A 10,532-nucleotide genomic window follows, 5' to 3' on the forward strand; every position below is an offset into this window, starting at 1 on the left:
GGAATTAGAAAGGCAGCTTTCGGAAGATGGATTGTGGGATGAACTTGAAGGCCAAGGAGACGTACTCGAACAGTGGGTGCACGTAGATGGACTGCGTGCCGTTCAAAATTGCCTTGACGGTGGCCTTGGCAACATCGTCAACGTTGACGGTCAGCGGTGCCTCGCCAGCGTTTGCGGACATCTTGGTGCGCACCTGGCCCGGACGAACCACGAGGACGTTGGCGCCGGAGCCGCGCAGTGCCTCACCCAGGTTGATGAAGAAGCCATCCACGCCGGCCTTGGAAGCGCCGTAGACAAAGTTGGAGCGGCGCACGCGCATACCCGCCACGGAGGACATGGCGACGATGGTGCCGTGGCCCTGCTCCTTGAACTTCTGGCCCAACAGCACGCCCAGGGAGACCGGGGCGGTGAAGTTGGTCTGTGCGGAAGCGACGGCCTTGGCCTGGTCCTGCCAGAGTTCTTCCTGGTCACCCAGGGTGCCGAAGGCGACGATGGCAACGTCGACGTCGCCGCGGTTCCATGCCTGCTTGACGACGTCCGGGTGGGCCTCGAAGTCAGTTGCGTCAAAGTCGATGACCTCGACGTCAGCACCGCGGGAGGTCAAAGCGGCGGTGGCATCGGCGATGCGCGGGGACTGTGCGCGGGCAGCGAGGGTGACCTTGGCCGGGCCACGCTCCAAGAATTCCTCGACGATGCCGAGGCCGATTTCGGAGGTGCCGCCAAGGAGAAGGATGTGTTGTGCTTGGCCTACTGCATTGAGCATGTGGGTTATTCCTTAAAAGATCTTCTGCGTTGTGTTCGGTGCGGACGTTTAGCGCAGCTCGAGGCGGCGGGACATATCGGATGCGAAGACGCCGGTTGGGTCGATGGCGTTGCGGGTGGCAAGCCAGCCCTCCATGCCCGGGTACATCTTGTGGAAGTTCTCCGCAGAGGTACGGGATTCCTTGGCCAGGTAGAGGCGGCCGCCGAATTCCATGACGCGCTTGTCCAGATCATCAAGGAAGGCGCCGAGGCCTGGCTTGATTGGGAAGTCCACGCAGACGTTCCAGCCCGGCATTGGGTAGGACAGTGGTGCCTTGTTGCCTGGGCCGAAGAGCTTGAACACGTTCAGTGCGGAGTAGTGGCCGGACTTTTGCATGTCACGGATGATCTCCTTGAAAGGCTCAACCGCCTCGGTCGGTACCACGAACTGGTACTGCAGGAAGCCGTTGGAACCGTAGCCGCGGTTCCACTCGCCGATGAGATCTAGCGGCTGGTAGAACTGCGTCAGGTTCTTGATCTTGTTACGAGCCGGCGCGCCCATGAGGTAGTAAGCCTCGCCGATGGCCATCAGGGAGAGCTTGTTCATGGTGAAGTTCGGGAAGATATCCGGCACCGTCATCAGCTGTGGAGCGTTGAACTTCAGCGGATCCTTCGCCAGCTTTGGTGCGAGCTCTTCGAGCTGCGCCAGGGTGGCCAGGCTGCCGCGGGAGATGGTGGAGCGGCCGAGCTTTGGCTCTGGGGAGATGACGTCGAACCAAGCAGAGGAGTAGGTGTAGTTGTGCTCGGAGCCATCCGAGTGGAAGGCTACGGTCTCATCCAGGTTCTCGGTGCGGTCAGTGTCCGCGATGAAGTAGGCGGTCTCGGTCTTGGTCATGCGGATCTGCGCGCGCAGGATGATGCCGGTCAGGCCCATGCCGCCGACGGTGGCCCAGAAGAGCTCTCCGTCTGGATCATCCTTGGAACCGTTAGGTTCCAAGTGGAGTACGCGGCCGTCTGCCACGAGCAGCTCCATGGAGGTGACGTGGTTGCCAAAGGAACCGGCGGAGTGGTGGTTCTTGCCGTGGATATCCGGGCCGATTGCGCCGCCGATGGTGACCTGGCGGGTGCCTGGCAGAACCGGGACCCACAGGCCGTATGGCAGGGCGGCCTTCATCAGCTGATCCAGGGTTACGCCACCGTCTACGTCGACGATTGCGGTTTCCGGATCGATGGAGTGGATCTTGTTCAGCGGCTGCATGTCGATGACCAGGCCGCCGCCGTTTTGGGCAGGGTCACCGTAGGAACGGCCCATGCCGCGGGCGATGACGCCGCGGCGCAGGTGTGCTGGTTTGTCGGAGTTATCTTCTGCAACCTGGGCGACGGCCTTCTTGATGACCTCGACGTCTTCGGTGGACAGTACGTGGGCAGTCGTCGGCGCGGTGCGGCCCCAGCCGTGCAGGGACTTTTCGGTGGTATGTAGTTCCATCTCTTACTCTTTACTCGACGTGATATGTCGTTCCTAGCCTACTCACCAACACGGACACGTGACGTGTGTGACGTTAGTGATATTTGGAACATGTTCGGGCATCGGCCGTGCCCGAATGTGTTGATTTGGCCTTCTAAAACAGATCTAATACAGATCCATGAGCTCGCGGATTTCTGCTGGGAGCTGCTCCTGGGAGGTAATCTCCGGGCCCTTGTAGGAACGCAGAATCTCATAGACCCGACGGCGCGAAGTGGAATCGAGGATAGGCAGCTCCTCAGCCATCAGGCGCGTCATAAACCCATCGAGCGGGAGATTGGTGTGCTCGGTGGCCAGGAAGTGGCCGTTGTACTTGTCGTCTTCAGCGCGTTCGTCTTGGGCTGCGCGCTGGGCAGGGGTTAGGTGCTCTTTCTTTGAGGAGTACATGCGCTTTAGCTTAGTGCCGCATAAAGTAATCCCCATGACTGAGCAAGACTCCGCACAAGAAACCGAGCGCGTCGACCGCTACGCACTCGATGACACCCTGTCTGGCCGCATAACGCAATCGCTGGCTTTGGGCCTTATGACCTCCTATCCAGATTGGATCAAGAATAAGAAGGCACTCGTCGCCGCTTATATCGGCTCGTTTCTGGGCTTCGGCGCGCTGGTTGCGGTGACCAATGCACAGCGCGAGCAGGAAGAACAGCAGCCGGTGCAGGCACAAGAACAAGAGATGGACGTGAAGGCCTGGGCAGCATTTGTTGCCGTGGTACTGGTTCTCATCGCCGGTGGTTTCATCAACGTCAAGGTTGCGCAGGCCATGGTCAAGCCCCTGCGCAAGCGCGGTGTGCAGAAGCCATGGACCACTCTGGGGGCCATCGGCGCGGGCCTGCTTTTTGTGGTGAGCGAGCTGGAAGCACGCGACATCGCCAAGCGCGCGGCGTAGCCTCACGCGCTTACCTCCACAACTTTGACCCGCAACTTTGCGTATGGTGGGGCCCATGAGCCTCGGGGTCACAGATTTGAGTACGGCACGCGCCAAGCGTGACAACTCTATCGTGACCCTGCGCCGCGAGCCCCTCACCGTCATCTGCCAGGTTTCCAACGTGAGCGCGGACGTCGAAGTCCACCGCCAAATCGGGTTTTCTGACGCCCTTACCTTTGAGCAACTCCACCACGTGCTCGAAGTCTGCTTCGGGCTTCCCGATGAAGATTCGCCGTGGCACTTCTTTGAACACCATGAAGCCCGCGGGGCCCGCATCGATCCCAAGCATCAAGTCTCCGAGTTTTTGTGGCGTGAGGGCGTGCAGCTGGACTATGCCTGGGGGTTGTGGGACTTTAGCCTGGTTGTGGTTGACATTTACCCGCGCGATTCCGGTACCCCTGAATCATTGTGTGTAGGCGGATCGGGCGCCTTCACGCAGCCTTTCGATCTTACTGCCATCAATGCGCAATTAACTGGCCAAGAGACCATCGATGAAGTGCTCAACATCGTGACCCCGCCGGTGCGTGCGCTCATCCAGCGCAGCAAGCTTTTTGATTTCGTGCCGCTGCTGCAGGCGCTCGATTTAGAGCGCAGTGATTCAAACGCGCCTTTATCAGTCCTAGATTCTTTGCCGCGGGAAGTTACCGCAGAAGGCCAGGACTCGTTTTGGTCCATGGTCTTAGCGCTGACCTGCATGGGCGGGCGGGAGCTTAGCAATTCCGTGGCAGAGTCCACGATGGATGCCTTGGGTTGGGTCTCTGATGAAGGCAAGCTGCTCTTAACAGGCGAAGAAATACGCGAGTTGTGTAGCGCTTCGCTTTCTGTGCTTGCAAGCGTGGGCGCCTATGGGGATGAGGCACTAGCACCGGTGGATCGTCTTGACATTTACCGTGCCCTACTGCGCAGGTAGGCTTTTTAGCCGTGACTGATAAAAATCCTTCTGACGCGGCGCCCCGCGACGTCGAGGTGCGCCGCACCTCGCTGGCGACGCAGCTTTTCCGTTTCGTATTCGTGGGCGTGTTCACAGCGGCAATTGACTACGGGCTTACTTTGTTGCTGACCCATTTTGGCCTGCACCGTTCTGCGGCAAAGGCAATCGGTTGGGTCTTTGGCACCATCGCTGCGTACGTTGCCAATGCGCGTTGGACTTTCGGCGCGCAGGTCTCCGGCCGTACTGCGGGTGCCGTGGCGGCGTTGTATGCCTCGACCTTTGCGGTACAGAACTTTCTGTACTGGGTGCTCAACGAGCCGCTGATTTCTATGGGCTTTGAGGGAGCAGTCAAAGACACCATCGCGTTTGTCATCGCGCAGGGTGTGGCTACAGTAACCAACTTTGCCATTCAGCGCATCTTCATCTTTAAGGGAGATTAATGGTGACCAGCGCAGAGAAACTCTCACGCTCGAATTCCCTGCAGGCGCAGGGAACCAAGTTTGTTATTACGGGCGTAATCTCTGCGATCGTTGATGCTGGCCTAACGTGGCTTCTGCAGCTGGGCTTGGGGCTGCTTGATAAAGATGGCGCCCGCACCGTTGGCTTTATCTTTGGCACGCTCGTGGCGTACTTGCTCAATCGCCGTTGGACGTTCAACGCCAAAGCCTCCAAACGCCGCCTTGTGGCAGTGGCGGCGACGTACGCCCTGACTTATTTGGTCAACATGGTGATCTACCGCCGGGCTTTTAACTTCTTTGACGAGGACCTGGCTTGGTCATCCACGTTGGCGCTGGTCGCGGCGTATGTCCTTGCGCAGGGCACGGCCACCATCATCAACTTCTTCGTGCAGCGCTGGGTGATCTTCCGCCGCACCCGGAAATCCTTCGTGGTGGAGGATTAGTTAGGGGCGGCGGAAGTCTTCCTTGCGGCCCTGGTTATGCAGGCGAAGCCACTCTATAAAGCCTTGTGGATCGCGTTTTTGGACGAGGAAGAACCAACCAAAGCGCGCGAATTCTTGGGGCAGGAGCTTGCGCATGCCGCGCTGCCAGAGCAGATAGCCGCGGTTGCGGTAGGTAAAGAACCTCTTGAACTCGCCGTCTGGGTACTGGGTGTGCATCTTGCCGCCAAGAATCGGCTTGAACTCGTCGGAGCCATCCGGGTGTAGGTAGCTGGTGGTCAGCGCGGTGCCGAACTTGAGGCCCGAGCCTGCTAGGCGGCGGTGGTATTCCACCTCGTCGCCACGGATGAAGAGGCGATAATCTGGTACACCGATTATCTGCATGGCTTCCGCCGAAATCAGCGCGCCGTTGAAAAGCGATGCAATGCCTGGCAGGAAGTCTCCCTCGAGCTCGCTCATGTAGCGGCGCCACACGAGGCCCTGGCGCAGCGGGAAGGCCAGACGGGCTGGTTCGTTGATGTTGCACACGGCAGGGGAGACCTCGTGCAAGCCGTTGGCTTCCGCCACGCGGTAGAGCTCTGCGAGCACGTTTTTATCGGCGGGGCGGCCGTCGTCGTCGGCGCACCACACGGCGTCGGCGCCCAACGAAAGAGCCGTGAGGAAGCCAAGGGCGAAGCCGCCCGCGCCGCCCAGGTTTGTCTGGGAAGGAACGTAGACGGCGCGGTCACCGGCAATCTCATTGACCAATTCCTCGACTGCGGTCTCGGCCCCATTGTCCACCACGATGATCCACTGCACAGGGTGGGTTTGGTGCGCTACCTGCTCCAATGAGGCGCGAAGCAGTTCCACGCGCTGGTGGGTGACGATTACGGCGGCCGTCGAACCGGCGGCGTTCAAGGTGGCAGTCATGAGCTCTATTCTGCCACCCGTGGCGCCGGGGATAGGCTTTGGACATGGAATTAGAACAGATGTGGCCGCCGTTTGCTGTGCGGATTGATGCCAGTGGCTTTACGACGACACCGGCTACACCATCGAAGTAGAAGGCGTAACCGGTGAGTTAAAGAAGATGCTTGGGGCTTAGTCGTCTTCGTTGTCGAAGCGGCGGCGCAAGTCCTTGACGTATTCGCCTACCTCGGGGCCTTCGTATTGGCCCACGACTTCAGAGACCTCGCCGGCAGAGCGGACGGTGCCGTGGTCAATCCACAGCGCAGTGTTGCACAGCTGGGCCAGGAAGTCATTGGAGTGGGAAGCAAAGACGAGGATGCCGGAGCGCTTAACCAGCTCCTGCAGGCGCACGCGGGCCTTGGCCATGAAGGCGGCGTCGACTGCGCCGATGCCCTCATCGAGCAGCAGGATTTCCGGCTCGATGGAGGTAACCACGCCGAGCGCCAAGCGTACGCGCATACCGGTGGAGTAGGTGCGCAGCGGCATGGCGAGGTAGTCACCCAGTTCAGAGAACTCGGCGATCTCATCCATCTTGTTTTTCATCTGCTTGATGGTCTGGCCCAAGAATAGGCCGCGGATGATGATGTTGTCGTAGCCGGAGACCTCTGGGTCCATGCCCACGCCCAAGTCGAAGACGGGGGCGACGCGGCCGCGAACGTCGGCAGTGCCGCGCGTGGGCTCGTAGATGCCAGAAAGCAGACGCAGCAGCGTGGACTTGCCGGCGCCGTTGTGGCCCACGAGACCTACGCGGTCACCTTCACGGAGGTGAAGGTTGATGTCTTTGAGGGCCTCAACCACGACGGTTTTGTCGGAGTTTTGGCCAATCGCACCGCCGGCTGAGGAAAGTACGGCCTTCTTTAAGGAGCGGGACTTGGCATCAAAGATGGGAAAGTCCACGCAAGCGTTATAAGTATCGATAGAAACCATTGTTGAAGATCCTTTCGTGCAGCTTGCGCTATACCCAGTAGCTCACGCGGAAACGCCATTGGCGCATGGCTAGGCCGGCGACGAGGAGGCCCACGACGGTACACGCGATGACGATAAGCCAGTGGTAGCCCGCGACGGGCTCACCGATCATGGGGGCACGCACGATCTCCATGTAGTGATACAGCGGGTTGATCTCTGCGATGCGAGCGCGGTTGCCCACGGCACCGCCTTGCTCCTTCAAAGTGTTGGTCATCCAGACAATCGGCGTGACGTAGAACAGCAGCTGCGTGAGTGCCTCGAGCAGTGGCGCAATGTCGCGATAGCGGGTTGCCACGATGCCGAAGAACATTGCTACCCACACGCCGTTGACCAGTAGGAGGCCAAGTGCCGGGATGAAGAGGAAGAACTCCCAACCCAGGTGACGCGGGAAGATAAGGATGAGCAGCAACCAGATGATGAGGTTGTGGCCCAAGAATAGCGTCTGGCGCCACACCAGGCGGTAGACGTGCACCGATAGGGGAGCCGGGAGCTGTTTGATGAGGCCCTCGTTGTCAATGAAGACGGTGGAGCCTTCCTTGATTGCGCCCGAGATGAAGTTCCACATGATAAGGCCCACGGTGACGTGAGGCAGGAACTCCGCGACTGGAATCTGGAAGAGCATGGAGTACAAAAGACCCAGTGCTGCTGCCATCACACCGGTGGCGATGGTGATCCAGAAAGGTCCTAGAACCGAGCGGCGGTAGCGTTGCTTGATGTCCTGAATGCCCAGCATGAACCACAATTCGCGCTGTTTGGCGCCTTGGATAAGATCGGCAAAAGCCGACTTCATGGTCATGGACTGGGAGGCCGGTACCGCGCTTTCCTCCGGGGTGGAGGTCATGCGGGCGATGTCGGCGCGCAGTTGGTTGTTATCTTGCACGTCAAAACACCCTAGCGCGCGTGCTGGACAAACGGGTATCTACACGCCGTCTGTACTGGGGGAATGGCTGTAACCTGCAAAAATTCCTTTTTAGGAAACCAAACCCAAAGCCGTATAGAGTAGGGAGTCGACTGCCCCACAGCGGCCCCTACAAACGTTGCGTTTGGGTACCAATGAAAGGCGTAGAGGAAGGTTTTATACATGCCATTAGGCTTGCCAGCACGGTATGACGTCGCCAGTGTGCGAGGTCTTTACACTGGCCTATCGGACGGGTGGACCTACCTCAACGCGAATGCTGCGCCGCAGATCTCTGAACGAGTAGCGGCCGGCGTGGCTCGCTCGTTCCGTATGTCCCCAGCAGTGGCCCCGCAGGAAGATGCCACGGGAGCGCATTCCGCGAATAGCGCGCCGGGCCGGTTGGAGGGCTCTGCGCATTACGACGCCGCGCGCATGGCGATTGCGGATCTTGTTGGCTCGAAGGCCAGCCGCGTGGTCTTAGGCCCTTCGCTGCCAGCTTTGTACCAGACCTTGGCGCGCAGCCTGCGCCCGATGTTGCGTCATAATTCTTCGGTGGTTCTGTCCAAGTTGGATCCACCGGCGCTGTACTCCGCGTTGTCGGAGCTTGATGCGGAAGTGCGTTGGGCACAGCCGGATTTGGGCACGGGTGAGCTGCCGGCTTTCCAGTACGCCGAGCTTGTCGACGGCTCGACACGCCTGGTCTCCTTCTCCGCAGCGCATGAGCTTTTGGGCACGGTAACGCCCACGACGGAGATTATTGAGAAGATTCGTTCGCGCTCGCGCGCGTGGACGCTTGTCGACGTCTCCGCGCTCGCGCCTTATCGTCCCCTGGACTTTGATGAACTCGGCGCGGACATCATCGGCATTGATATCGGAATGCTCGGCGGCCCGCAGTTAGCGGCCCTAGTATTCCGTGATGAGGCGATGTTCCGCCGCGTCGATGCGCATAGCCCGGTGAAGGCTTCTAATTCTGCGGAAAAACTAGAGACCCCAGTATCTACCGGCCTGGCCGGTGGCGTTGGCCCTCTAGTTGATCACTTGGCAGCGTTGGCTGGCGGTGAAGCTGGTTCGCGCCGCGTGCGCGTGCACAAGTCAATGGAGGCGTTGAATGAGTACTTGGGCGATCTGACCAATGACATGTACGCCTACTTGGAGACCTTGCCGGCCGTCCATATCTTGGGCGTGACGGGTGAGGCCGCCGCCGGCGCTTCAAAGGACCGCCTGCCGCGGCTTACCTTCGCGGTGCAGAACGTACCGGCAGAGACGGTGCACCGCCGCCTCATCGATAACGGCCTGGTCACGACGTTGGCGCTGCGCACTCCGCTTCTTACGGAGATGGGCGCCGACGAAATCGGCGGCGCCGTTACCGTGGCCTTGGGCCCGTTCAACACCCGCCACGATATTGAACACCTCACGCGCGTGGTGGCGTCTTTGGCCTAAGCCAGTAGCTTAGACCCAAGACGTTTAAGACACCGTCAGCACCAACTTGCCGGTGACGGCGCCGGAGTTTAGTGCTTCGTGCGCAGCGGCGGCCTCGGCCAGCGGGTAAGTGCCGTGGAGATGGTGCTTTACCGTGCCATCTTCCAGCCATGGCCACACGTTGGCGACGGTGTCTGCCACGATTGCGGCTTTGTCCTCAATGCTGCGGGAGCGCAGCGTCGTGCCCTGCAAGGTGAGGCGCTTTGCTAGGACGATGCCCATGTTGAGCTCTTCCTTCGTGCCGCCTTGCAAGCCGATGGTGACCATGTGGCCGTCGGTAGCCAGCGCCTTCAGGTTCTGTTTGAGGTACTTCGCGCCGATGATGTCCAAGATGACGTCGCATTGGTTCTTCAACTCTTCTGTGAAGTCTTGTTCCTTGTAATTAATAAGGATGTCTGCGCCATAGTGCTTGCAGGTCTCCAGCTTCTCCGCGGAGCCGGCCGTCACCGCAACAGTAGCGCCCAGCGCCTTGGCCACCTGGATGGCGAACAAGCCGATGCCGCCCGCACCACCATGAATGAGAATGGTTTGCCCAGCGTGCAGGTTCGCTTCCATGGCGAGGTTGGACCATACGGTGCAGGCCACCTCGATGACTGAGGCGGTATCGGTAAGCGAAAAGCCCTTCGGAATGGGCAGCAGCTGGCCCGCTGGTACCGCGACATATTCGGCGTAACCACCGCCGGCAAGCAGCGCGCCAACCTGGGTGCCTTCTTTCCACTCGGTGCCATTTGCATCCACGATTTCACCGGCCACCTCTAGGCCGATGGTCTCGGAAGCGCCTGCTGGTGGCGGATAGTGTCCGCGCGCTTGCAAGAGGTCAGCGCGGTTCACACCCGCAGCATGGACCTTTACTAGAACTTCTCCGGGGTGGAGCAGCGGCTTTTCGACGGCGCCTAGCTCCAGCGCGCCGGGATCTTTAGGGTCGGTCTGCACGATAGCTTTCATGCCCACCCAGCTTAACGAAAACTCCGAGGCCGAATATGATCTGCATCGCTAGGTTTAGTAGGCTTAGTGGGTCGCAAGACAAGGAGACGTGGCAGAGCGGCCGAATGCACTGGTCTTGAAAACCAGCGTGGGTCAAACCACCGCGGGTTCAAATCCCGCCGTCTCCGCCGTGTGAAGTCTCGAGACATCGTTCCTTTGGATGGTGTCTCGAGATTTTTGTTTCCTTCAAGATCCCTTCGCACCGCCATGCGTGGTTTCATGTACCGATATATGTAAATAGCG

General features: G+C 59.6%; 12 protein-coding genes and 1 tRNA gene. 6 read left to right on the forward strand and 7 right to left on the reverse strand.

What is annotated here, in order from left to right; genetic code table 11:
* Positions 1-4: 4 nt before the first annotated feature.
* From HMPREF3155_RS11390 to HMPREF3155_RS11400, 3 genes are all read right to left on the reverse strand, one after another.
* Positions 5-763: a decaprenylphospho-beta-D-erythro-pentofuranosid-2-ulose 2-reductase gene (locus tag HMPREF3155_RS11390; RefSeq protein ID WP_061919989.1), complete on the reverse strand. Its 759-nt coding sequence runs from the start codon at positions 761-763 to the stop codon at positions 5-7.
* 48 nt (positions 764-811) lie between these two features.
* Positions 812-2,227: a decaprenylphosphoryl-beta-D-ribose oxidase gene (locus HMPREF3155_RS11395; RefSeq protein ID WP_061919991.1), complete on the reverse strand. Its 1,416-nt coding sequence runs from the start codon at positions 2,225-2,227 to the stop codon at positions 812-814.
* A 144-nt stretch (positions 2,228-2,371) separates the two neighbouring features.
* Positions 2,372-2,650 carry a hypothetical protein gene (locus HMPREF3155_RS11400; protein ID WP_061919993.1) on the reverse strand — a complete coding sequence of 93 codons (279 nt, stop codon included), beginning with the start codon at positions 2,648-2,650 and terminating at the stop codon, positions 2,372-2,374.
* Positions 2,651-2,684: 34 nt separating this feature from the next.
* On the opposite strand from HMPREF3155_RS11400, the gene HMPREF3155_RS11405 reads away from it, so the two are divergent.
* From HMPREF3155_RS11405 to HMPREF3155_RS11420, 4 genes are all read left to right on the forward strand, one after another.
* A complete protein-coding gene (locus tag HMPREF3155_RS11405; protein WP_061919995.1) occupies positions 2,685-3,149 on the forward strand; it encodes a hypothetical protein in 465 nt (154 codons plus the stop codon).
* Positions 3,150-3,204: 55 nt separating this feature from the next.
* Positions 3,205-4,098 (forward strand): plasmid pRiA4b ORF-3 family protein, encoded by an 894-nt coding sequence (locus HMPREF3155_RS11410; RefSeq protein WP_070433369.1) that lies wholly within the window; start codon positions 3,205-3,207, stop codon positions 4,096-4,098.
* A gap of 71 nt (positions 4,099-4,169) precedes the next feature.
* Entirely contained in the window at positions 4,170-4,559 is a 390-nt protein-coding gene (locus HMPREF3155_RS11415) for a GtrA family protein (protein ID WP_061920154.1), read from the forward strand.
* Positions 4,559-5,020 (forward strand): GtrA family protein, encoded by a 462-nt coding sequence (locus HMPREF3155_RS11420; protein ID WP_061920000.1) that lies wholly within the window; start codon positions 4,559-4,561, stop codon positions 5,018-5,020. The genes HMPREF3155_RS11415 and HMPREF3155_RS11420 overlap by 1 nt, the downstream gene beginning before the upstream one ends.
* Here the strand turns inward: HMPREF3155_RS11420 and HMPREF3155_RS11425 are convergent, their stop codons facing one another.
* The 3 genes from HMPREF3155_RS11425 to HMPREF3155_RS11435 form a co-directional block, all read right to left on the reverse strand.
* Positions 5,021-5,926, reverse strand: coding sequence for a galactofuranosyltransferase GlfT1 (locus HMPREF3155_RS11425; RefSeq protein WP_061920002.1), 906 nt, complete (start codon positions 5,924-5,926; stop codon positions 5,021-5,023). It lies immediately after the preceding gene.
* A gap of 168 nt (positions 5,927-6,094) precedes the next feature.
* Positions 6,095-6,889: a galactan export ABC transporter ATP-binding subunit Wzt/RfbE gene (locus HMPREF3155_RS11430; RefSeq protein ID WP_061920004.1), complete on the reverse strand. Its 795-nt coding sequence runs from the start codon at positions 6,887-6,889 to the stop codon at positions 6,095-6,097.
* A gap of 28 nt (positions 6,890-6,917) precedes the next feature.
* Positions 6,918-7,769: a galactan export ABC transporter permease subunit Wzm/RfbD gene (locus tag HMPREF3155_RS11435; RefSeq protein ID WP_062039227.1), complete on the reverse strand. Its 852-nt coding sequence runs from the start codon at positions 7,767-7,769 to the stop codon at positions 6,918-6,920.
* A 240-nt stretch (positions 7,770-8,009) separates the two neighbouring features.
* Here HMPREF3155_RS11435 and HMPREF3155_RS11440 point away from each other — a divergent pair, with 240 nt between their 5' ends.
* On the forward strand, positions 8,010-9,266 hold the full coding sequence (locus HMPREF3155_RS11440; protein ID WP_062042737.1) for an aminotransferase class V-fold PLP-dependent enzyme: 1,257 nt from the start codon (positions 8,010-8,012) through the stop codon (positions 9,264-9,266).
* 24 nt (positions 9,267-9,290) lie between these two features.
* On the opposite strand, the gene HMPREF3155_RS11445 is transcribed toward HMPREF3155_RS11440, so the two are convergent.
* Positions 9,291-10,250, reverse strand: coding sequence for an NAD(P)H-quinone oxidoreductase (locus HMPREF3155_RS11445; protein ID WP_070433370.1), 960 nt, complete (start codon positions 10,248-10,250; stop codon positions 9,291-9,293).
* A gap of 82 nt (positions 10,251-10,332) precedes the next feature.
* Between HMPREF3155_RS11445 and HMPREF3155_RS11450 the strand changes: the two genes are divergently transcribed.
* Positions 10,333-10,417 (forward strand) — tRNA-Ser (locus HMPREF3155_RS11450).
* Positions 10,418-10,532: the final 115 nt, after the last annotated feature.

This window comes from Corynebacterium sp. HMSC06D04, from assembly GCF_001807315.1.
Classification (GTDB): Bacteria; Actinomycetota; Actinomycetes; order Mycobacteriales; family Mycobacteriaceae; genus Corynebacterium; species Corynebacterium simulans.